At 48.3% G+C, this 26,170-nt stretch carries 3 protein-coding genes (1 of these 3 running past the window's edge); all 3 read right to left on the bottom strand.

Annotated elements, in window-relative coordinates:
* Tightly spaced (each overlapping or abutting the next), the 3 genes in view from JJQ94_RS07395 to JJQ94_RS07385 form a layout consistent with a single transcriptional unit that may run on beyond the window.
* A protein-coding gene (locus JJQ94_RS07395; RefSeq protein ID WP_099028980.1) for a non-ribosomal peptide synthetase crosses the window boundary here: on the bottom strand, positions 1-6,423 show its 5' portion. 5,634 nt of this gene lie to the left of the window's left edge; the window shows 6,423 of its 12,057 coding nt (coding positions 1-6,423); it begins with the start codon at positions 6,421-6,423; its stop codon lies off the left edge, out of view.
* On the bottom strand, positions 6,423-16,244 hold the full coding sequence (locus JJQ94_RS07390; RefSeq protein WP_099028979.1) for a non-ribosomal peptide synthetase: 9,822 nt from the start codon (positions 16,242-16,244) through the stop codon (positions 6,423-6,425). Before JJQ94_RS07390 ends, JJQ94_RS07395 begins: the two co-directional genes overlap by 1 nt.
* On the bottom strand, positions 16,244-26,170 hold the full coding sequence (locus tag JJQ94_RS07385) for a hybrid non-ribosomal peptide synthetase/type I polyketide synthase (RefSeq protein ID WP_099028978.1): 9,927 nt from the start codon (positions 26,168-26,170) through the stop codon (positions 16,244-16,246). Before JJQ94_RS07385 ends, JJQ94_RS07390 begins: the two co-directional genes overlap by 1 nt.

The raw sequence follows: 26,170 nt of genomic DNA, 5'->3' as shown, positions 1-26,170 counted from the left end.
AATCGCCAGTAACTGCGCTACGATGCTGTTAGCCTTTGGTATGACCGCGCTCTGCTCGGTTACTGTGATAGTCTGTTGAGTTTTACCAAGTGTTGCCAAGGCACGATGGTCAACCTTGCCATGTGGTGTCAAAGGTAGCCTTGCGAGCATGACAAAATGCTCTGGCACCATATAACTTGGTAGTCTTTCCTTTAGCTGGGCTTGAAGCACTTGAGGCTCAGTTGTTGCCACCACAAATGCCTGTAACTGTGGCTGCCCTGACGCGCTTGTGGTTATCTGAACCGCACATTCTTGTACGCTCGAGAGTAGCCCAATTTGCTGTTCAATTTCCGCCAACTCAATACGATAACCTCGCAGTTTTACTTGTCCATCGTTACGACCCATATAGGCGATACGGCCGCTGCTAAGCAGGCGGACCAAATCTCCCGTTTTATAGGCTCGCACCGTATGCGAGGGAGAGACTTGTAGCTCAATAAAACGCTCAGCACTAAGCTGTGGTTGATGTAAATATCCTCTGGCAAGTCCTGCCCCTGTTACGTATAACTCCCCAATCATCCCCGGTGGCACAGCGCGCAGTTGTGGATCTAAAATAAACAGCTGACTATTGTCGACGGGCAAGCCGATATCAGGCACCTTATCGTCAAACTCAACCACACCTGAAGTCGCGACCACCGAGGCTTCGGTAGGTCCATAGTTATTGACTAGGGTAAATCCGTACTCTTTTGCTTGCAGCGCACCGAGTTTATCGCCGCCAACCAATAAATAGCGCAAGCTTTGTGGATTAAACAAAGTCTCAGTGAGCAGCGTTTGAGCGATTGGCGTTGCAATAAAACTATGCGTGACTTGGTATGTATTGAAGCAGGCTGTTAATTCGGCCGGTGACTGTAGCACCGCTTTTGTCACACACACTAAGCTCGCGCCAGCACACAAATAAGGCCAAATTTCCCACGTAGCCGCATCAAAGGCGGGGTTGGCGGTTTGACTCGCTACGCTATGATTATCCACCGCAAAGGCGCGTCGGTGCCAACCACATAAATTCGCCAACCCTTGGTGGGCTATCATCACGCCTTTAGGATTACCTGTCGTGCCTGAGGTATAAATCACATAGGCCAGCTGCTCCGCTTTAACTTTTGGAAACTGCTGAGGTAGTGGTATTGCCACAAGGCGCGCTTGCACTTTAGCGTCATCAATACAAATGACATGTGGGGAGCGATATTCAGCCTCAAGGTGATTATCATCTAACTTTGCTACCTCAAAGCAAGCTGCAAACGCACACTTTGTTAAAACCAAGGTAGCGCTGCTGTCTTTGGCAATATAGTTGACCCGAGCTTGAGGATAATGAGGGTCCACAGGTACATAGCACCCACCCGCTTTTAATACAGCCAACATCGCCACAATGAGATCCGCACTCCCTGGCATCGCGACAAGCACAGGTTGCTCGGGTTGCAGCCCCTCGCTCAATAACAGCGCCGCCAATGCACGCGCTCGTTCATTAAGCTCACCATAACTCAAGGTTTGATTTGAGTTTGTGTCAATTACCGCTATCTGTTTGGCCTGTGTGGGCACAGCCAGATTTCGCTCAATTTGCTCAAGCACAGACAGCTCAAAGTGTTCCGGCGCTGATTTGCCTGAAATCGCATGATTCTCTAGCGGCAGCTCCTTGCAAAGTTTTATATCCGCAAGCGGGCAATCAGGCTGTGTGAGTAACTGCACTATCACGGCATTAAAACACTCTGCAATGCTAGCCACAGTTTCTCTTTCAAATAGTCCACTGTTGTATAGCCAGTGCAGTCTCAACCCTTGCCCATTTACTGTTGCACTGAGCTCGATATCAAACTTGGCACGCGCGTTTTCCGACGCTAAAACTTCCGTGCTGAGCCCCTCAAATTCTGGTGTGTGCTGTGGCTCGGGATTAAACGCAAAACTCAACTGGAAAACACTTTGGTGACTCAGCTCTCGGCTAACACCAAGATGGTCAATGAGCCTCTCAAAGGGAAGAGATTGATGTTGATGTACTTGCTCAATCTGCTCTCTTTGTATATCGAGTAGTTGGCTGAAACCCTGCTGCCAATCGAACTTCACGCGAATAGGCAAGGCATTGACGAAAAAGCCAATCAACTGCTCCACTTGTGGGTGATGCCGCCCTGAAAATGGCGCACCAATCACAATATCATCCACTTGGCTAAACTTAGCGAGCACCACCGCATACGCGCTATGCAACCAAATAAACGGGGTTATTGCCAAGCGCTGGCAATGCTGCTGTAGCCGTTGCCATGTCTCTGCGCTTAGCTGCTCATTAAATGCTTGCGCGCTAATATTCACAGCTTGCCCACGCGGCGTATCGAGCGGTAATTGGTGCAGTGGCGGCGCATCGTCAAGATACGCTGACCAAAATGCCATGTCTGCACTTTGCTGCGCGCCTTGGCATTGTGCTCGATGCCAGTGGGCATAATCCGCGTATTGCACCTCTGGTGGCGCAATCAAGTCATGGGCAAGTTCACAGCCTTGGGCATAATGGGAATAAAATTGCGTAAGCTCTCGCATTAATACTTCAATGGAGCGAGCATCACTTGCAATATGGTGCATATTGACGATAAGGCGATGGTAGTCTGATGAAAATCGAACTAGGGTTGCACGGATCATTAGCGCTTTACTAAGATCAAAACCCTGCGCTTGGTCGTCTCGTATCGCGCGCTGCCAAAGCAAGTTTTGCCAAAGCGGCGATTGTGTGGAGACGTCAATGAGCGTAACAAAATGCTCAGGTAAAGCCACAAGGTACTGTTTAGGCCCATCATTAGTGTTGGTGATAGCCGAATACAACACCTGATGCCGTGACAGCACCTTTTGCCAACTTTGCTCGAATGCGCTCAGATCAAGCTCTCCTGAAAAAGCCAATAACGCTTGAATTTGATATTGCTGGCTGCCCTGCTGCATTTGATCTAATGTCCACAAACGCTGCTGAGCAAAAGACAATACCACGCCATTGGTTTTATCCACCACAGCAATTGTGCTTAGCTGCGCGTCTTGCTTTTCAAGTGCAGCCGCTAAGCCTTGCACCGTAGGGTGCGTAAAAATCGCTTGCAGCGGTAACTCAATGTGCAGCGTCTTGCGAATATGGTTTGCCAGTTTTGCAGCAAGTAGCGAATGCCCGCCGAGTCTAAAAAAGTCGTCATAGCGACCAACTGATTCGCGCTGCAGTATCTCAGCAAAATAGCTTGCAAGTTGGGTTTCAAGCTCGCCAATCGGTGCTTCATAAGTGTTTTCGTTAACGCTTGTATCAAGTTGCTGCAATAGTGCTTTTTTATCTACTTTGCCATTGCTGGTCAGTGGCATAGCTGCCACCGCTTGAACTTTTGCAGGCAACATATGGTCGGGTAAATTTTGTTTTAAAAACTGCTGCATGACTAAAGTGATGTCGTCGAACTCGACCTGTTTGTGTAACACCACAAAGGCGCAGATCCAGACGTTTTCTGAGTCTTGCCGATTTAACAGCACAGTGACCTCAGCCACTTCGGGATGATGGCGCAACTGGTTTTCAATTTCGCCTAATTCAATGCGATAACCCCGAACTTTTACCTGGTCGTCAATTCGGCCAACATAGCTCAGCTCTCCGCTGGCCATTAAGCGCACGAGATCTCCTGAGCGATATAGCCGCTGCTCAGACGCTTCACTAAATGGGTTTTGAATAAAGCGGGTCGCGTTTAATTCGTCACGTTGCCAATATCCCCGACAAACCCCCTCGCCACCTACGTACAACTCGCCCACGGCGCCTTGCGGCAAGAGCCTTTGCTTGTCATCAAGGACATAGCAGCTGGTAGTCGGAATAGCACGACCTATATTACTGGTGCCAAGCGTCAGATCCGCAGGCTCCAGCGCCTTAAACGTAACATGTACCGTGGTTTCGGTAATCCCATACATATTGATTAACTGGCAATTTGGTAAGTGTTGTGCCCAAGGTTGTAGCTTACTTGGCTGCAACGCTTCACCACCAAAAATCACGTACCGCACTGCACATTGGCTCGCGAGGTGACTGTCATCAAGCAGCGTGGTTTGTAGCGCGTAAAACGCACTTGGTGTTTGATTTAAGACCGTAACACGAGCATCAACCAACAACTGAGCAAAAGCTTGAGTGTCTTGCGCAGTCGCTTTATCCACAACCACAAGACGAGCGCCAAAGAGTAACGCGCCATACATTTCCCACACAGAGAAATCAAAGCAGAAGGAATGAAATAAGGTCCAAACATCTTGCTCATTAAAATCGAATAAACTGGGCTCAACATGGAGTAACCGCACCACATGACGGTGCTCAATTTGTACGCCTTTTGGTCGCCCTGTGGTGCCCGAGGTATAGATCATATAAGCCAAGTCTTGCGGCTCAACCTGAATAGCATCTAGCTGCTTGAGGGCTTCGCGGCTGACCTGATGTTCTGCCTGTGACACATTAATTAGCTGGTATGAAAGCTGACTAAACAGTACCTGCGTGGCGTTGTCACAAAGCAGAAATGGGCTTTGCACGTCTCCCAAAATATACTCAATGCGTTCTTGAGGATAGTCGGGATCTACCGGCACGTAGGCAGCACCCACTCTAAGCACTGCCAACAGGGTCACTATCATCTCAATGCTGCGTGATACACTCACCACCAGCATGGTTCGTGGCGTAACACCCTTCTGTAACAGCATTACCGCCAGCGCATTGACTCGATCGTTAAGGTCACGATAACTCAGCACAGTAGTGCTATCTTGCACGGCAGTGCGTGTGGCAAAGTGCTCGGCGTAGCGCGTGAATAAACTGGTGATGGTGTCTTGCTTAGGCCAAATTGCCCCTTGGCATTGAGCGCCCGTTATTAAAGCTTGCTGCTGCTTTTGGCTCAGTAAGGCAAGTTCACCAACAGTGGTATGAGGGGCTGTGACACAAGCTTGAAGCAGCGTATGGAAACAATCCGCCCAATGTTTGATGGTCTCTTCTGTGTAAAGATGGCTATCAAACTTCCAATGTAAATAAAGTGTCTGCTCATCAATCACCGCATTGAGCTCTAAGTCGCATTTTACCGCTATGCTATCCGCCTGTGGTTTTTGCACTTCTTGAACTGATAACCCAGGAAGCGTAAAAGCGCGCTCATCACGGGTTTCCAGTGTAAATAATATTTGCACTAACGGATGGTGACTTAAATCTCGTGGAGCGCCAACCGCTTCCACCACTTTATCAAAGGGAATATCGCGATATTCAAACGCCGCTAGGTTGAGGGCTTTTTGTTGCTGCAACCATTGGCTAAATGGCATATCACTGTCGAGCTTTGCATGCATCACTAAGGTATTAACAAACAAGCCGATTAATGGCGTTAATTCGGGGTGATGACGGCCAAGTTCTGGCGTTCCTACAACCACCTGCTGCGATTGCGTAAGCCTTGCGATAAACAACATAAAGGTATTGAGCAGCCACATAAAGGGTGTCAGCTGGAGCGACTTCGCCTGTGTCGAGATCGCCGCAAATAACGACGCATCAAGCGCTTGGCGATATACCTTCCCCGTTAACGACTGCACCGCAGGACGAACAAAATCACAAGGCAATGACTGCAACGGCGCTAATTCGCTAAATTGCTGTTTTAATTGTGCCAGTGGTGCTTCGATGCGCTCTGGCGTTAGCTGTGCTCGCTGCCACTGACTAAAATCGCTATATTGCACATTAATAGCAGCCAGCGGCGAATACGGTGCGCCTATGTGTTTGCAATAGCCAGCTTCTATTTCTTGTGCAAGTAGCACCATTGACGCCCCATCAGAGACAATATGATGCATATTAAATGCAAGGTGATGTTCATCGCCATCACTCACCACCAGCACGCGAAGCAAACAATCATGAGCCAAGTCAAAAGGCTTATTCTGATGGGCCTCAAGGTGTGAAGTAATATAGGCTTGCCTTGTTTCCTCAGGTACTACACTGGCATCAAGCCACACGAACGGCGCACTCACGTCATCCGTTATTTGCAGCTGGGGTTGGCCATCTTGTTCATTTTTTACAAACCTAGCGCGCAGTATTTCGTGGCGCTGCACCACATCTTGTACGGCGCTGCGCATTGCTTGAATATTAAGCTCGCCACGTAACAAAAACTCGGCAGGCATGTAATACTGCTTGCTGCCTTGCAGTTGCTCTATAAACCACAACCCTTCTTGTGCAAAGCTCAGCGGTAAGGTTTTACCCGCGCTTGGCTGCGCGACTATTTTCGACGATGACTTCGCCACATCACGGCTTTGCTGTTGGAAATAGGCAATGATCTCTGATTTATATTCAACCACTTGCTGTTTTAACTGTGGAGGAAATCCAGCGGTTTGCTTAAATGCCAAGCCACCGTTTTTTTCATACAAGGTCACGCCAGCTGCTAATGCTTCAGCAATCAATGCCTCTATTTGTCTTTGCTGTTCATTCATCACAAAAACATCTCCTCAGACTGGCCGTTTTCGTCCGCCGCTTTAGCTGCACTGTGGATCTCACACCAAGTTGCAAGTGCACTTACGCTTGGCCGCTCGAACAATACTTTTAAGGTAATGGGCACCTCAAGCGCCTGTTCAATTAAGGCAACCGCTTGGCTCGCTGATAAAGAGTGCCCCCCCAGCTCAAAGAAATTACTGTTAATATCTCGAACTTGAGTATTGAGCACTTGAGCAAAAATTTCTGCTAGTAGCGTTTGTAGTTCAGTCATAGGAGCTAAAGGTACTGTAAGCGCTTGCGTCTGTTGCGATTGCACTAGTTGTGCAAGCACTCCTGCGTCTACTTTGCCATTATTGGTGAGCGGCATAGCAGTCAGTGCATACAGCTTGTAAGGCAACATATAACTTGGTAGGACCTCTGCTAACAAGGCTAATATCTGAGTGTGTAGCGTCTGTTCAAGCTCACAGATGGTATCACTGTGCGATGGCGTAGTTAGCACCACACAGGCCAGTAAGTTATCTTTACTTTCGTTGAGTAACACATGCGCTTGTTGCACTGCATCTAGTTGCTCAAGTTGTGCCGCAATTTCTTCAAGCTCGATGCGATAACCACGCAGTTTAACTTGGTTGTCTCGACGACCAATAAACTGTAGCACGCTGGGGCAGCCCTGTTCATCTAGCAGCCAGCGCACTTGATCGCCCGTCTGATAATAACGCTGTGAGTCATTGTTCAAAGACAAAGACACAAATTTACTGGCGCTGAGCTCAGGTAACCCAAAATACGCCTGAGCCACATTATCGCCTGCGATGTATAGCTCACCGGGCATGCCCATAGGCACAGGCTGTTGATGCTGATCCAGTACCACCAAATGAGTACCTTGAATGGCGCTACCGATTGGCACAAAGCGCTGCGATTGCTGTGCAAGCGAAACCGCATCTTGGCCGTTACAGCGATACACACAGCACCCGACCGTTGCTTCTGTTGGGCCATATTCGTTATAAAAATGAGCCTGTGGCATCAAAGTCCCAACTTGAGCAACCACGCTGCTAGATAGGGCTTCTCCCCCCACCACGATTTGGTGCGCAGCATTGCTCGGTTGTAATCGTGCCAGCACGCCTTGCAAGTGGGCTGGAGTCACCTTGAACAGCAGCGCCTCTTCGCGCGCTAAACACGCACTAAGCTCTGTGATTAACTGCCCGCCATCGCTTAATAGTACAACGCCAAGACCATTAACCAGCGCGCCCCATAAGCTCGTTACTGTCGCATCAAACGCTAAAGGTGTGCTGACAACACTCTCTTGTATATCGCCTTGGAGATAACTGTGGCTAACGTGCTCAAGATAAAGGTGCAAATTACGGTGACTAACCACCACGCCTTTGGGTTGCCCTGTGGTGCCTGAGGTATAAATTATATAAGCTGGCGCATCAATATCACTTAACGGCGCAAGCGCTTCTACAGGCATGTTCTGCCAATGCTGTGCGGTGTCCATTAGCACCAAACGGCAGCTGAGATCTGCGCTGTTTGTAAGTAGCGTTGAGGTGGTGATAAGGCAAGTCGCTTTACTATCACGCAATATATATTGCTGACGCTGACTCGGTGCATTTGGGTCAAGCGGCACATACACGGCCCCGACTTTTAAGATTGCCAAAAGTGCCACAACTTGCTCACAGCTTGGCGCTAAGCTTATTGCGACCTGCGACCTTGCTGTTACGCCTTGTTCAACCAAGTAACGCGCTAGTTGATTACTTTGGGACTCCAATTCGCCAAAACTTAATCGTTTTCCAGCCATATCTCGCACTGCATTATGGTTCGCGTGGTGCTGAGCAAAATGTTGTATTTTATCGCTGATAAACCAAGGCGGCTGCGCTTGCCTGGCAAGCCCTAACTCGCTGAGTGCTTTACTCTCAACTAATGGCAAGGTATTCACGCTTTGCTCAGGGTTTATGAGCGCAGCATCAATTAAGGTTACAAAAGCATCGACCATCGCCTGCACGCTGGTGTGTTTAAATAAGGCTTTGGCATAGTTCCACTGCACTGCTACCTCACTGCCAGATTCTTGTGCATTGACTTCTAAGTCGAACTTCATTGCAGGCTTAAGATCAAGCTGTTGCTCGATTTTAAGATGAGGTAGCTCGAAGTCACTTTGTTCGTTATTTTGTAGTGCAAAGAGTATTTGTAACACGGGCGAATGCGCTAAGCTGCGCGGAGGATTAATGGCATCAACAAGTTGTTCAAAGGGTAAACTCTGATGGGCAAAAGCCGCCAAGATCACCTGTTTTTGCTCACTTAGCCAGTCGTTAAATGACGGCGAGCCCACTTTACGAGCGCGAATAGCCAAGGTATTTACAAAGCAGCCCAGTAACCCCTCTAACTCTTTCACCTCACGTCCGGCAATGGGCGAGCCAATGACAATATCCTGCGTTTGGCTAAGACGAAGCATCAACAGCGAAAAAGCACTTTGCAACCACATATACAAGGTCACCCCTTGTGCTTGGCAATGCGCTTTTATCGCCTCAACTTGCGACGTCGTAAATGTATGACGAATATACTCTCCCTCAAGGGACTGAACTTGAGGTCGCTCAAAGTCCAGCGGTAATTCATGAACCACTGGACACTGCTGCAACTGAGTTTGCCAATAGGCAAGATCCGCCTGATATCTATCTCGCTGTTGCTGCTGCCAGTAGGCAAAGTCTGCATACTGCACCGCCAGCGGTTTACTATATTGCTCTGGCAACGGATACGCTGGCGCTTCACTAAAGTGCCGATAAAACGCCACGAACTCTTTGGCAAGCAGCGCCATCGACCAACCATCGCTGGCAATGTGATGCATGTTAAATAAAAGTCCAAATTGGTTGCGACTAAACTGTACACATATAACGCGCAGCATAGTGTCTTGGCATAAATCAAAAGGCTTATTAAGTGATTGTTGCTGCAATGTTTGCCAACGTAGTTGTTGCTCAGCGTTATTCAGCCCAGACAAATCCACTAATTCCACAGGACAGGCAACTTGAGCACGAACTTGCTGCACTGCACCATGATCACCACTTGCGGGGACGATGACCGTACGGAGTACCTCATGACGCGCAACAATCGCGCTTAATGCTTGTGTTAGGGCATCAATATCAAGCGCTCCCTCACACCAATAGCTCGCAGGCATTTGGTATTGCAAACTCTGCTCATGTAACTGGTCGATTAACCACAAACGCTGCTGAGCAAAAGACAGAGGTAAAGCTTGAGCCCTTGATACCGGCTCAATGGTATTGCTGTGCGCAATCATCGAACTTGCGGTTATCACTTCAGCAAACGCTGCAATACTTGGCGCATCAAAAAGTTGTGGCAAGGTGATATTTCGCTGCTGTTCACTGCGCACTCGGCTGATCACTTTTATGGCGAGCAGCGAATGCCCACCTAAGTCAAAGAAGCTGTCGTTAATACTCTGTACTGGGCTCGGCAGTAGATCACGATATAATTCAAGTAAATAACGCTGTATGTCCGTGAGCGTAGAGCCATCAATCACCTCGGTAACCTCTTGGCTTTTCGCCAGTGCCTGATAGGCAAACTGTAATGCTGACTTGTCTACTTTTCCGTTTGCGGTCAGTGGAATATCAGCAACGATATCCAGCGCAGCAGGTAACATGTAATTGGCTAAAGACTGCGATAAAGCTTGGCGCAATTGCACTAACGTGAGCTTAGCCTCATCATTTAAGACCACATGAGCCACTAGGCTTTCTTGTGCTTCATCAACACTCACAGCACAGCTTTTTACCTGCGCCAACGCGTCGATTTGATGGGCGATTGCCACAAGAGAAATACGGTAGCCTCGCAGTTTTACTTGCTCGTCTAACCGCCCTAAATAACAAAGATAGTCAGCCTCACCGCGCGCATTCGCCTGCCACTTTGCCTTGTCGCCACTGCGATACCAACGCCTCCTTGAAGTGCCAGATACAGGCACTGCCTGCTCAACAAAGCGTGTTTGCGTCACACTCGCAAGATTAATATAGCCTTCACACACGCCATCTCCCGCTAGCCAAAGCTCTCCGGGCATGTTAGGTAAAGCCAGTTCGCCAAACTCGTCGACTACCGCAAGTGTCATATTATCGATAGCATGACCAATAGGCACTTCCTCATGGCCCGCTAACAAGTGGCGCGACTCACGGCTTACAGCATAGATACTACAGCCTACTGTTGCCTCAGTTGGGCCGTATTCGTTTATCCACTGAGCATTAGGTAGCTTATCCATCAGCTTATCAACCAAGGCTGTGCTCAGCCCTTCACCGCCAACCACAAATCGGTGGGCAATATCACTGCGAGTTTGTGCGTCACTTAATGCGAATACCGCGCGTAGGTGAGCCGGTGTTAATTTAAATAACTTGGCTTCCTTAGCTGCAAAAATCTGCGTTTGTAAGGCGGGCAACAATTCAGCGCCCGTGGGGAGCAACTCAAGCTCACCGCCTCGCATTAAGATAGGTACTAAGGCGGTCACCGTCGCATCAAACGCCAGCGGTGTACTGAGCACTGCCTTGGTTATATCGCCGGATTGTGGCAGGTAGCGCTGACATGCAAAGCGCAGATAATTATTGAGGTTGCCATGACTAATGGGCACCCCTTTTGGCTGCCCGGTTGAACCTGAGGTATAAATAACATAGGCAAGCTCGGCCTCATTAAATGCAGCTGCGTCTTCATCTACCAACAAACTGGTATCGTAAAACGCAAAGTTCCCCTCGGCTTCGAACAAATCATCAAGCAACAAAAAGTCACTACCGGCTTCAATCAAACGCTCGGCATCTTCACTTAGCGCCAGCGTCAATGCGATGTCTGCATCATTCATGATATAGGCTAAGGTATCGGTTGGCGTGTCGTGATGAATGGGCACATAGGTATGGCGCGCTTTTAATATTGCCAGCACCGCAGCCACCATGTAACTTGAAGACGGCAGTAAAATAGCAATGCGACTTTGCTCGGCAAATGCCATTTCTAATAAGCTATTAGCAAGTTGATTCGCGCATTTTTCTAAGGTGAGATAACTACAAGTGAACTCCCCCATGCGCACCGCAGTCTGTAGTGGTGTCTGAAGAGCCGCCTGACTAAACTGAGTCACCCACGGCTGTTGCTCTGTCACTTCTACCACAAAACTTTGCTGCTGTTTTAATAGTGCTAACTGCTGCTCAGCGGGCCACAATGACAATGCTGACAACGGGATATTTGGCTCTGCAAGACACTGCGATAACACATAACAAAACTGCTGATGGAAATTAACCACACTCGCTTCTTGCCACAAATTGCTGTCATAAAGCCATTCAACGGTGAGTACATCCCCCTCGTCTATCACTGCGACTTCCAAATCTAATTTGGCACCGCGTACTTTACTTTGGCGGGGCGTCACTTCCAATTGTTCTAGCCTAAGGTTTTCATTTACCTGATTATTTACCCGAAACACGATTTGATGCAGCGGATGTTGGGCGCTTGAGCGTTCAACGTCTAGCTCATCCACTAACACATCGAAGGGAATATGTTGATGTTGCAACGCATCGTTGAGTAAGCCTTGAGTTTGCTGTAGCGCTTGGGTAAAACTGGTGTCTTCACTCCATTCGCTCCTAAGCACTAAGGTATTGATAAAGTTACCAATCATACTCTCAAATGCTTTAAGGTGACGTCCTGATACCGGCGTACCAACAACCACATCGCGCTGTTGAGAAAAGCGGCTTAACCACAATGAAAACAGCGTTTGCAGTAACACAAATAAGGTTTGCCCTGAACGAGTTTGATACGCTCGAAGCGCACTAACCAGCGCTGCAGGTATGGGCTCAATCACTAAGGCGCCACGCGAAGAGGTTTTTGCTTCTCTGCTACAATCCAGCGGTAATTCATGAACCTTGGGCAGACCTTGTAATTGCATACGCCAATAGTCGAGCTCCTGCTGCCATAGCGACCCCTGTTCCAGCTGCTGTTGCCACATTACATAATCAACGTAATGCACCTCTTGTAGCGGTAAGGTTTCGCCGCTGAGAGCGGCTTTGTAAGCCTGTCCTAAAGCCTCACTCAAACACGCAATAGACCAGCCATCGGCTGCTATATGATGTAAGGTGATCACAAGGGTAGCCCGCATTGCCTGCTGCTGATAAAGACTGGCGCGCAGCATTAAATCACGGCTTAAATCAAAGCTGGTTGCGTAATCTTCTGCGATAACCTGCTCTAACGCATGTGCTTGTTGCTCAGCGGATTTATCTGTCCAGTCGTGCTTAACCAAGATAAATCGAGCATCAAGGTTAGCGCTTTGATGCGGCTCACCTTGCTCATTTTGATGATAATTAAACGCCAAGACTGGATGTTGCTTAATCACAGCAATAAAGGCTTGCTCTAAGGCCTTAGCATTCAGCTTGCCTTGCAATTGGAATATGCCCTGTAGGTTATACTGGTTGCTGTGCCCTTGCAGTTGATCTACAAACCACAAGCGCCGCTGTGCAAATGACAAAGGATAATTGGGCTGTGATGGTGCAGGTTGTAGACTTGGTAATGAAGATTGAGACTGAGAGTTAGCCAGCATCTCGCTTAGTTCAAATACGCTAGGATTGGCAAACACTTGCTTTAAGCTCACCTCCACCGAGAGCTGGGCTCTTAGTTCATTGAGTAATTGCATTGCCAATAAAGAGTGACCACCAATACTGAAAAAGCTATCGTGCAGCCCCACTTCTGGTGCGCCCGTTAAGGTTTGATAGAGTGTGATTAACTGTCGCTGCAACGCACTCGTCACCTCACTACTTTGGCTTTGAGAAGTTAATGCCAAAGACTGTAATTGTTGGCGGTCTATCTTGCCATTACTCAGTGTCGGTAAGTGCTGGCAAAGTTCTATCCAGCTTGGGATCATCGGCTCAGGCAAGCGACGCTTCAAGCCTTGACGGATCACCTCGCGCAGATTGGTTGCAGCGCAGAGGCTGTCATTAACACTTACCACAAAAGCAACCAAGGCATCTTGTTTGCCGAGCTTGCGCACGACGACTGCTGCGTGCGTTACCTCATCAAGTGCTAACAGTGCAGCTTCTATTTCATTGAGGTCAACACGGTAACCGCGAATTTTCGCTTGCTTGTCAATTCGACCAAGAAATTCAAGCTCGCCGCTCGCATTCACCCTAACGCTATCACCACTGCGGTAAAAACGCGTGCGTTGACCGCTATTTTGCAAGACGCTTGTAAACTGAGCTGTGGTCTCTGAAAGCGCATTTATATACCCTTTGGCGAGGCTCGGCCCGCCAATATAGAGCTCACCAGGCATGCCAACCGGTGTTGGCCTCCCCTGTTTGTTGAGTACGCAGGTGGTAACATGTGCCAAAGGCGTACCGATCGGATAACTGTGGCCGGTTAGTCTTCTGTCTGTGACTTCATGACAAACCACTCCAACACAAGCCTCCGTCGGACCATAGTGGTTAAAAATACGCGCCGTGGGCGTCAGCGTGCGAATGCTATCAACAAGCTGCTCACCCAATGCTTCTCCACCTAACACCCATTGCGAAATAGCGGGCTTTTGCTCAGCAAACTGAGGCAAAAGCACCGCGGCAAAAGAAGGGGTTAATTTTATCAAGTTAACTTGCTCAGCCACTAACTTAGCTGCGATTTCAGCGGGTTCTGGCGCTTGGTTTGCAAGGGTGAGTACCACAGTGCCGCCATGAGTAAGCACCGGATAGACAGCCGTTAAGCATAAATCCGTGGCAAGCCCGGTGACCACGCCCGCTCGCGTATCTTGGTTGTAACTCAATCGTGCTGCGATGCTGCTGCAATAATAGCTCAGCGCGCCATGGCTGATCTCGACCCCTTTGGGCGTACCAGTTGACCCTGAAGTAAACATCACATACGCGCTATCATCATAACTTGGTGAATAAGTTTGCTGCGGCGCTCCTTTGTTTTGACTCAGCTCATTATAGTCAAGCACCTGGATGCCAGCTTCTCGTAACGCTTGGCAAAGTGACGTTTCTACACTTACCACCACCGTATTACACTCAGCTTGCGCTAGCATTTGTAGCGCTCTAGCAGTGGGCATATTGCCATCTATGGGCAAATACGCGCGGCCACTTTGCATTACGCCAAGCATAGTGAGAATGTCACTCATACCACCCGTTGTTATCAGCGCAATGATTGACGTTGGAACATGTAAGTTGTTGGCAATTTGTAGGCTTTGAGATTGTAGCTGTTTGTAGGTCAGAGTACGCGATGCTTCGCCATTGATGCTTGGCACAATCACTGCAATCGCCTCGCCTTGGGTTTGCGCTATATCTCTGATTGCTTGCGGCACAAGCATCGGCTGGCCGATGTTGTGATTGATATCCGCCGCCTTTGTCGGTGCGCTCGTTGATTTAAGCACCAAGTAGTCAATTGGCAATGCCTCTTTAGCACAGTAGCACTGGACGAGTGCCAAATAATCATCGGCAAATTGCTGAATAAGCGCACGGTCATAGAGCCCTGTTGCATAAACAAAGTCACACACAAGGGCATCATCTGTATCATCAACAGATAAGGTTAAGTCAAATTTGGCAGTGCCATTATCTAGGGCAATTAACTCGGCTTCTAATTGGTTATTTACCGACACCTTATTACTTGCTACACCATTGTAGTTAAATAACACTTGAAACAAGGCGGAATGCGCAGCGGATTTGGGTAGCTCCAGCGCTTCAATGATGTCTTCCACGGCAGCGTTTTGATTACTAAGCCCTTGCAATACTTTGTATTGCAGCGCCTTAATCGCCTCACTCATGGAGTGATGACCGTTTAACTGCATACGCAGTGGCAAGGTATTAATAAAGCAGCCAAGCATAGCTTCAAACTCGCTTTGCTGACGATTTGCAACCGGCACCCCTAAAGTAATATCGGCTTGCTCACTGTAGCGATAAAGCAAGATGTAAAACACGCCAAGCAAGGCGGTAAAATGTGTTACGCCGTCAAGGTGGCAAGCTTTATCTAATAGTTGTATTTGTTCTGCGTTAAACGAACAACGAAATGTGTCACCTTGGTACTGTTTTTCTTTTTTTCTTGGATAGCTGGTGGGCAGCTCAAACGGTGTAAATGCCTCTAACTGCCCAGTCCAATAAGCCAATTGTTGTTGATAAGCTGGGGATTGTCTTAATTGCTGCTCCCAGTGCACATAGTCAACATACTGTAAATCGGGAAGCTCAACACACGCTTCAGTTAGCTCATACAGCAGTGCGTTGATAAACACAGTCACGCTCCAGCCGTCACCAATAATATGATGCATGTTAACTAGTAACCAGCGGCAAGCGATGTGAGAGTTGCTCACCAAAGCCGTCACTTGCAGCAGCGACTCGTTGGCAAGATCAAACTGATACCGCACAGCCTGTTTAATCGACTCTGGTAGCTGATTGGGTAGCGCTTCTTCATCCACTGTCATCAGAGCAATTTTCATCGCCTCAGCAGGTTCAATTTGCTGCACGACCTTCCCTTGAACCGTGATAAATCGAGCTCTCAAAATATCGTACTTTGCTATCAAGCGGCTCAACGCTTGTTCAATGTCCGTGACTGAAAATGGCTGCGATAATTTAACTAGCCCAGCCATATTGTATGCCGCAGTGCCCCCTTCATATTTATCAATAAACCACATTCTTTGCTGTGCTGCCGAGAGCGCAGCAGATTGCTTTTGCTGCCCTTGAAGGTAGGTGATGAGCGCAGCTTTGTGCGCCTTTATCTTATCCAGAATACCCTCAGGCACCTGCCCAAGGGGTGTTCTAAGTTTTAATTTATCCTGCTGTAAATAAACATAAATCTGTTGACGGTCCAGCTCATCTAACCACTGTTTAATCGCTAAGTTATCCATCATTACAAGTCCATCTCCGTCATAGATTTATCACTTAGAGCAGCACTCAAATCTCGATCGCTTACAATATCACTGACTTTCTCTACGTTTGGAGTTTGCGTCTCTACCGAAATAGCATCATGAGCTTGTTTTAGCGCTTCTATACACTCAGCAAGCTCTGCAATACAGGCGTGCTCAAAGATGTCGCCAATAGTCAATTTAATATTGAAAGCTCGGTTGAGTCTCGATACCAACTGCATACCAATCACCGAATTGCCGCCGCTATCCACAAAACGTGCTGTGACGCCCAGCTGCTCAACAGGGAGTAGAGCTATATAATGTTGATGCAGCTGTTTTTCTGTTTCAGTGCGAGGAGCCAACGTGCATATTTCTAATACTTGCTCAGCAGCAGGCTTTGGTAGTGCTTTTCGGTCGCGCTTACCATTTGGTGTCATCGGCCATTGACTTAACCAAACAAAATGCTCAGGCACCATATAACTTGGTAACCATTCACCGAGCACTTGGCGCAATCGAGGCGAAGACCACTCGGTTGATAACTCACCATCATCAATCATATAACCACACAGACATGGGCCTGTTTCTAGCGTTTGTACGAAAACATCGACTTCACTAGTATTGAGTATCCGCCCCAAATGATGACTGATATCGCCAAGCTCTATACGGTGACCATGGAGCTTAATTTGGTTATCTAAGCGTCCTTTTACTTCAAAGCGGCCATCAACTAACCGTCTCGCCTTGTCTCCCGTCTTGTATAAACGGCGGCTAATGGAAGCTGAAAATTGATGATTGGTAAAGCGCTGCTGGGTCAGCTCCGCTTTATGTAAATAACCCATAGCAACACCACTACCACCAATGTATAACTCGCCCCATACGCCATCGGGTAAAGGCAGTCCTTCACCATGGCACTCGGTTGGGAGCACAAATAAGCTGGTATTTTGTATCGCTTTACCAATGGTTATCTCTGCGGCATTGTCGATATGTGCCACCGCCGACCAAATCGTGGTTTCGGTTGGCCCGTATAAGTTATAAACCGCTTTGCTGTGACTAAGTAACTGCGCGGCCAGTGCCTGAGATAATGGCTCACCGCCGCTCCATACTTTTATTCCAGAGATGCATGCTGGCGCCGCATTTAACACTAATTGCCATAGCGTTGGCGTTGCCTGCATCACCGTGATCTGTTGCTGTTCAATAAGCGCGCCAAGCACTGCGGGGTCGCTAACACTTTCATCGCTTGCCAGCACCACCGACGCACCAACCAGTAATGGCCCAAACAACTCAAGCAAGGCAATATCAAACGCCACCGTGGTAATGGCCAATAAGCGGTCATCTGCCACCAGCCCCGGCTCACGACACATAGATGCAAGCAGATTAGCAAATGCCCCGTGATTGACTTCAACGCCCTTGGGTAATCCCGTGGAACCAGAGGTGTAAATCACGTAAGCACGCTGCTGAGCTTGAATTAGCAAGCTTGGGCTGCGAGCCGAGCTTTTGGTAATCTCTTCGGCATCACTGTCCATGCAAACTCGTTTGAAACGACCATGATTGAATAACGCAGACTCTGCACTGGTGGCATCACACAGCACAACACTCACTTTGGCATCCTCTAAGATATGCGCGATACGCTCGTCAGGAAAGGTGAGATCGAGTGGTAAAAATGCAGCTCCAACTTTCATCACTGCCATGAGTGCTATCAACAGCTCCGCCCTGCGTGGTAATGCCACCGCCACGATACTATTGGGCGTTACCTGCTGCTTCATCAAGTAGTGAGCCAGCTGATTAACACGCGCATCTAGCGCCTCATAACTGAGACTCACATCATCCGTTACCAGTGCCATACGTGCGCTGCAACGCGACACATTGTGCTGCCAAGTTTCAACGAAACTCGTCGCGACCTTGACCAATTTCTCTTTTTGCAGTGGTAACTCAACCAATCGATACACATCATCACTACTTTGCATCAGCTCATTTTGAGCCCCTATAGGCGTGTTGACTTGAACCTGCGACAGCAAATGGACAAACTTAGCCACATATTGGGTCATTAATTCAGTATCAAATTTCCCTGTGTGATATTCCACTAACAGTGACCACTGTCCCGCAACACAGGTCATATTTGTCGTCAGTTCAAATTGGCCGAATTTAGCCACACTTGGCTGCACCTCAACTTCTAGCCCATTAAAACTCGGCAAAGTGGTGACTTTATCTAGATTAAACAAAGTGCTAGGTAGAATAAGCTGATCATCGGCAAGGCTTGCATACGGGTGGGTTTGGTGATCAAAGGCATCAAGTAAAGTATTTTGCACCCGCTGTACCAGCTCACCGATATTGCTAAGGCCTGCCACATCAACCACAATGGGCAAGATATTGGTGCAATAGCCCAGTAACGCTTGGTCGAGTAACTCAGGCTCAAACTGCGACGCCAGTCGTTGCCTATCCGATACCGGCACTCCTACACTTACCACAGTCTGGCCGCTTAACTTGTGTAGCCACAAGCAATAAAGTGCAAGCATCGTCGCAAATTGCCCACAACGCAAAGACTGAGCAAGGGTCTCAGTGTTTCGGATTGCACTCGATGAAATGGGTAATGTGAGCTGATTAACTTGGTATGAAGCCACGCTCACTGTCGTTGATTTTGGCAGCTCAAGTGGTGTTGAATTAGCTAAGCACTGATGCCAAAAAGCTTGGTTTTTTGCAGCTTCCGGTGAATGCGAATATGTCTGCAAGCTATAAACATAGTGACTAAAAGAGACAGCTCGGCTTGCCACTTCATTTTGTTTTGCATCTTGATTGTAGCGCTCAGCGATTGCTGCCAGCACCATTTGTAGTGAAAGCCCATCGCAGATCACATGATGGGCCACAACACTTAGATAGTGCTGCGCTTTGCCATCACTCAACAGCGTCACTCTACAAAGTGGGTCTTTTGCAAAGTCAAACGGTTGATAACGCAGCGCGGATAACCGCGCTTGCAATGCTGCTTGGTCTTCTTCGTTCCATGGCTCAATATGCAACTCGGCTTTTTCCACTCGGCAATATTGCATTAAGCGATCACTATCGACGCCAAAACGCAAGATTGGGAAGTCGCGGCAGACCGCAGTAACGGCTTGTTGCAGCCGCGCTAAATCGAGCTTGCCGGAGAGCTTTAATATAGCTTGTAATTGATATGCGCTCGCCCCATCGCTAGAGGTCAACGCCATCGCCAATAGCTGTTGCTGGCTATGGCTAAGTGGGAATGCAGCATCGCCATCGCGTTGACTCGTTTCACCAAAGTAGCCCGCGCGTTTTAAGCTAAGTACACTGGCTTCAACTGCGTTTATCACCGCTGCAATGTCTTCATCTGTATGGGCGGCGCTGAAAAAGCAGTTTCGCCCTTCCCAGATAAACACACCGCGCTCTAGCATTTCATAAAAGAACACATCAAGATTTTGCGAAAAGCGAAAACGGAATAATGAGGCAAACGCTTCTATTCGAATGGGTACGTCATGGGTTTCAAAAAACGCATTGAGATGTGCTTTAAATGCCGCGGTTTTGTCGTTGATCCCTTGTTGTAACGCTGGACCTTGCGACTTAATCGCTTGCAACACCGCTTTGGCGCTCGCCATGGTCATTGGATGTTTGCAAAAAGTCCCAGCAAAGAAGGTGGTATCGGTCTCAGGGTAGGAATCGTCTCCGTATTGCCAATTTCCTCCGTCAATGGCATCGAGATAGGTAGCGGCCCCCGCGACCACACCGATAGGCATACCACCACCGACGATTTTGCCATAGGTTGCCATATCGGCCTTAACCCCTATCAAGCTTTGAATACCACCGGGATGTGCTCTAAAGCCAGTGATCATTTCATCAAAAATAAGGGCAATACCATGGGCTTCGGTGAGCGTACGTAGTTTACGTAAAAACGCCCAAGGTTGATTTTCAGGGTGACGGCTTTGTACTGGCTCAACAATCACCGCAGCAATATGTTGCGCCTCTCGGGTAATGGTCTCAAGCGCTTCATCATCACCATAAGGTAAAACAAGATTATCGGCGATTGCACCATAACGCACTCCAGCACACATTGCCTCTACGCCTTGCTCTGGCGACTCAGTTGCTAAAGTACCATCATAGTGACCATGGTATGCGCCTGAGAATTGAACAATTTTATCGCGCTTAGTCACCGTTCTTGCCAAGCGTAGCGCCGTCATGACCGCCTCTGTACCAGAGTTACAAAACGATACACGCTCAAGCCCGGTCAGCTCACAGATAAGTGCGGCGACCTCAGGCGCATCTGGACTGGCAAGCCCCAGTTGCATACCCGCTTCAAGCTGTTGTGCCAGCGCAGCTTTGATAAAGTCAGGGTTGTGACCAAATAAGTTAGTACCAAAATCCATGGTGATATCAATATAGCGATTATCATCGATATCCCAGATATATGCGCCCTCACAGCGCTTAGAGAACACCGGATAAAGTAGCTCTTTGCTCGATAGTCTAAAACCTGCCGATGCTCGGCAATCCGCAAGGCGTGCGCGATATTCGCTCACCAGCGCTTTTGAACTATGCGTTTTCGCAATGTAAGCATCACTCAATGCGGCAAGGTGTTGACGCATGGCTGGGCTGCTATTGGCACGCTGCACTTGCTTTTGCTGCGCACCCGGTAATACTGCTTGAGCTCTGCTCGGCTGGGGTTTTGATACCGCGGTTGCTGTCGTGGTGACTGCACTGTTTTCAACTTTCACGCCCTGTATATGGCGTAACTGCTGACCCACCACCGCTTCTAACGCAGCTCTCGCTTCAGCGTTGGTCACTGTGCTTGCAGCCTGTAATTGCGCCTGATAGATAGCGACGAGTGTGTGGTTGTCAGCCTCTACCTCACTACTTTGCAGTGCACCTGTCGTTACCGATACAGGTGATTGCAAACTGCCAGCTTGTTGTGAACCTTGCGGCGCTTTGAGATAGTCACTATGGCTTTGAATATAGGCTACTAACTTATCGACATCGCTGAGCTCTTGATAAAATTGACGAACACTAAACTCTAAACCGAATTCCCGCTCGTACACTCTAACGGCCTGCATGATCATCAACGAATCAACCCCCATTTCTAACAAAGGGAGGTTGGTTTGGATAGCATCAGCGGGCATCGACAAGAGTCCTGCTAGGGTATTGAGCACAAAGCTTCGGATCTGAGCATCACGGTCACTCGCTTCTACCACTGTCAGAGCTTCGGGCTGTGATTGTTCAGTACCAAAAATCCAGTATGAGCTGCAATCAAATGGATATTGCGGCAAACTCACTCTAACGCTCGGACGATTGCCATACACCTGTTGCCATTCGAGCGCCCCGCCTAAATCGAGGTATGTGCCCAAACACTCGGCGAACCTCATGCTGTCTTCGCCTTTGGGATGCAATACATGGGCATAATTGAGCGCTTTGTTTTTGCTGTTTTCTTGTAGTAAGCCACTCAAAATAGGTTTGGGACCAAGCTCAATCGCTAAGCCATGCTCTATTGACTCAAGTGCAGTTACACAGTCAACAAAGCGAACCGGCGCCATAATTTGCTCAACCCAATACTCAGCTGTTGCAATGCGTGCGGTCTCTACATGCCCTGTCATGGATGAAACAAAAGGCAGCCGAGGCTGTTGGAATCTAACCTGCTCAGCGACTTCCCTAAAGGCGTCTAGCATGGGGTTCATCAGTGGAGAGTGGAAAGCGTTTGCCGTATGCAGCGCTTTTACTTTAATTTGCTGTGCTGCAAGTACGTCACTGAGGGCTGTGATTGCTTCATCAGCACCTGAGAATACTACCCCTGCCTCACCATGGAGGGCTGAGATAACCACTTGCTCCTGAATCTCGCTCAAGCAATTACGTGCGGCTATTTCATCACATCTTGCGGCGATCATGCTGCCTTTTATCGGTAATTCATGCATTAGTTGACCACGCGCCGCTATCAACTCAACGCCATCACGAAGCGAGAACACGCCAGCTATACAAGCAGCCGCATACTCACCAACGCTATGACTGAGCAGCTGGGATGGCTTCACCCCATAATGCATCAGTAACCTTGCCACACTGTATTCAATGGCAAACAAGCTCACTTGCGTCCAACGGGTTTGTGCAAGTAGTTCACTATGCTTTTTATCGAATAACACATCCAAAAGGCGCGCACCAAAGCGCTCGCCAACCAGACTGTCAATGTCATCTAACTGGCTACGAAACACTGCATGGTGTTGATATAAAGAGTGAGCCATCAACGGGTATTGCGAACCTTGTCCGGTGAACAAAAACGCGACTTCTGGTGCAGCATTTGCCGAGGGCTGCTCAACAATAATGGGGCTATTCAGTTGCGAAATAAGTGCATCTCTACTCACGCCACTAAACGTTTTATGCACACCTTTAAGCGGCACTTGCTCGGCATTTTGTGCGCAGAAGTCATCAAATGCTTGAGGAGCAAGGCTCGACAATCGTTCACTATAGTAACCAGCAAGTTGTTGCAATGCAGTTTTTGACTTAGCAGCCAGAGGCAATAGAAAAAACGAAGGCGGAGTTATTTCAGCTTGCGTGTAGGGTTTAGGCGCTGGAGCTTGTGCACAGATCACATGTGCATTAGTACCACCAAAACCAAAAGAGCTTAATCCAGCGACTCTTATTCCCCCTTGTTGTACAGGCCATGTCTGCATGTTTTGCGGCACCATAAATGGGAGTTTTTGCCATGGAATATGCGGGTTTAACACCTCACTATAACGCTGCGCAGGAATTTGCCCATACTGTAAACATAGTAGCGTTTTGATAAGCCCAGCAATACCCGCACCGGACTCAAGGTGACCAATATTCGCTTTTACCGCACCGAGAATAACCGGATCATGACGACTATGGTGTTCTCCATACGTGCGGTTTAATGCTGTGATCTCGATAGGATCGCCAAGCTCCGTACCCGTGCCATGGGTTTCCACATAGTGGATATCCCCCGCCTGCATTTTGGCATTACCAAGGGCTGCATTGATCACAGCCTGTTGCGCGGCACTATTTGGCGCGGTAATGCCATTGCTGCGGCCGTCTTGATTAATTGCACTGCCTTTGAGTACACCAACAATCGGGTCGTTGTCTGCCATGGCTTGTTGTAGCGGCTTAAGCATCACCACCCCAACGCCTTCACTTCGCACATAGCCATCCGCTGCCTGTGAAAAAGTTTTGCAATGGCCGTCTGCTGCCAACATTTGTGCGTTTTCACAGGCCTTAGTCACATCATCGCTCAGAATAAGATTAACGCCCGCCACCAATGCCGCGTTCGTTTCTCCATTTCTTAGTGCTTGAATTGCATGATGAAGCGCCACCAGTGATGATGAGCACGCAGTATCAATCGCCACACTCGGGCCGGTAAAATTAAAGCTATAAGAAATGCGGTTTGCAGCAATGCTCAGCGCAGTGCCCGTGCCTAAATACGCGGTACTTTTTTGCTGTTGTTGCGACAATAAAAAATAGTCATTTTGCGATATACCAACATACACGCCAATATCGCTACCTGCGAGCGTGGCAGGTTGGTAACCTGCATGCTGTATGGCGTGATAAGTCGTTTGGAGCAGCAATCTATGTTGCGGGTCGATATGCTTGGCCTCAAGTGGTGAGATGCCGAATAACGCAGCATCAAACTCATCGACACTCTCTAGATAGCCACCGAGTCGATCGGCTTCAAGGTTAGGGCAAAGCTGCTGGCGCTTAGGATCTGGCGTGGTGATCCCATCGCCCTGCTGACATAACAGCTGCCAAAAAGAATCGAGTCCATTTGCTGAAGGATAACGACAGGCCATGCCAATCACGGCAATATCTGTATCTGCAATATCTTCAGCTCGGCAAGTAGGCTGCGTCTTATTCGCTTGCTCAGTGGCGCCTTTCGACTCGTTACGCTCTGTCTCTCCTAGGGCTTGAGTAAGCGTACTAAACTGGCTTAAATACTGGGCTAGTTCGCGAATGGAGGGATATTCGTAAAGTATCGTTGGCTCAAGGTCTAGCTCGTGTACTTCCATTAACTCCCCTGAGATCCGTACCGCTTTCATCGAATCCACACCTAATGCCAAGAATGGCGCGTCGATATCCAAACTACGCGCGGGCTTATCTATTTCTTGTGCGACTAACTCTTGTAATAACCGCTGAATTTGCTGTAGTGACGACGAGGAGGATGGCACCTCAGCTTGTTGTGGCGTAGCTTCTTCACGGGCACGCGCAATTACTTCAAAATTATCGGCTAAATAACTGCGTTTATTCTCCTGGCGCTGAATTTTACCGCTCGATGTTTTATGAATACGGCCAGGTTTTATCAATACGATGTCATAAGGCGTAATGCCGTGGTGCTCAACGATCGCTGCGGTGATCTGCTGCAATACCTGCTCAGCATTTAACTTTCTAAGCGCGGTACGCTTAACTTGTTGCACGATGACCAAACGCTCTTCATCGCCATTAGAGGCGACCGAAAACGCCGCGCCGCCATTTTGCTCTAAGCTATCGCTTGCTTCTGTAACCGTAAGTTCTATATCTTGCGGGTAGTAGTTTTTACCGCGGAAGATAAGCACGTCTTTGGCGCGTCCGGTAACGAACAATTCCCCACGCTGGATAAAGCCTAAATCACCAGTACGCAGATAATTCCGCTCGTCATCACCTTTAATTCTGGCATGAAACGTAGCCTCGGTTGCCGCTGGGTTATTCCAATACCCCTTTGCTACACTTGGGCCAGTTACCCAAATTTCTCCGGTTTCACCATCATTGCAGGCTTCAAAAGACTCTGGGTTAACAATCACAATGCAATGCTCGCCCCAACTCACGCCAGAAGACACGGCGTAATAAGGTTGCTGTTCATCAGCCACATCTAATGCATAAAACGCATCTACTGGACCTTCATCTGCGACTTGTTCGGCTATGCCCTGCTGTAGCTTGGCTGCATCAATACGTAATATCTTTGGCTTTTCTAGAAGACGTCCACCGGTTGCAAATAAGGTGGTTTCTGCCATGCCGTAACAAGGTGCGATACTCTCTCTTTGTAAGCCACACACTTTAAACTTTTGATAAAAGCGCTCTAACGTGCTGGCACGCACTGGTTCTGCGCCATTTAATGCTGAGCGCCAATGGGACAAATCTAAATCTTTAAGGTCTTCATTTTTGACGGTGTCCACACACAGATCATAGGCAAAGTTTGGCGCACTTGACGTTAATGCTTTAGTTTGTGAAAGCAGTTTTAGCCAACGTAGTGGTTTTTGCAGGAAATAAGCCGGGTTCATCAGCGCGGCTGTCGCACCGATGTAAATTGGGTGCATAATGCCAAAAATGAGTCCCATATCATGGAAATGAGGCAACCAGCTTACAATCGAAGAGTTGCTGTCGTGACCAAACGCTTCTTTCATGAGCGCCTGATTATCAAGAATATTATTGTGGGTTACCATCACACCTTTGGGTGTGCCCGTCGAGCCTGAGGTATATTGCAAAAATGCCAGTTGCTCACCACGGTTCTGTGCACGAGGCCACTGTTGAGTCGTCGATTTAAGTGCAATGTTATCGGTAGTAAATAGTGCTAATTGAGCTAGGCTTGGCTCAGAATCAAGCAATGGCTTGGCGATTTCATTGATCTTTTCACTGGTAAGCGCACCTTTGGCACCTGCGTCTTCGATGATGGCGCGCAGACGATCAACATTTTGATTCTTTTTAGGTGGATAGACCGGTACCGCAATTATCCCTGCGTATAAACAAGCAAAAAAGGCTTCAATAAATTCAAATCCAGAGTTGTACAGCAATAATGCTCTGTCACCCGGTTCAAAATATTCACTCAATGTCTCAGCAATAGAGACTGCACGCTCATGCAGCTCTTGGTAGGAAATGGTTTTACTTGGTAATGCCTCATCGTAAAAATACTGATAAGCAATATCTTGAGATCGAGTACGCGCTAAACCCGCGAGTATAGTAACAATATTTTTATTCAT

Source organism: Pseudoalteromonas sp. GCY, from assembly GCF_016695175.1.
GTDB lineage: Bacteria > Pseudomonadota > Gammaproteobacteria > Enterobacterales > Alteromonadaceae > Pseudoalteromonas.
The sequence above is the reverse complement of the archived record's forward strand: the minus strand, read 5'-3'. Positions and strand labels throughout refer to the sequence as shown.

Excerpts from the sequence above, each read along its gene's own strand:
- JJQ94_RS07390 (WP_099028979.1), bottom strand. The coding sequence starts at position 16,244 with ATGATGGATAACTTAGCGATTAAACAGTGGTTAGATGAGCTGGACCGT.
- JJQ94_RS07385 (WP_099028978.1), bottom strand. The coding sequence starts at position 26,170 with ATGAATAAAAATATTGTTACTATACTCGCGGGTTTAGCGCGTACTCGA.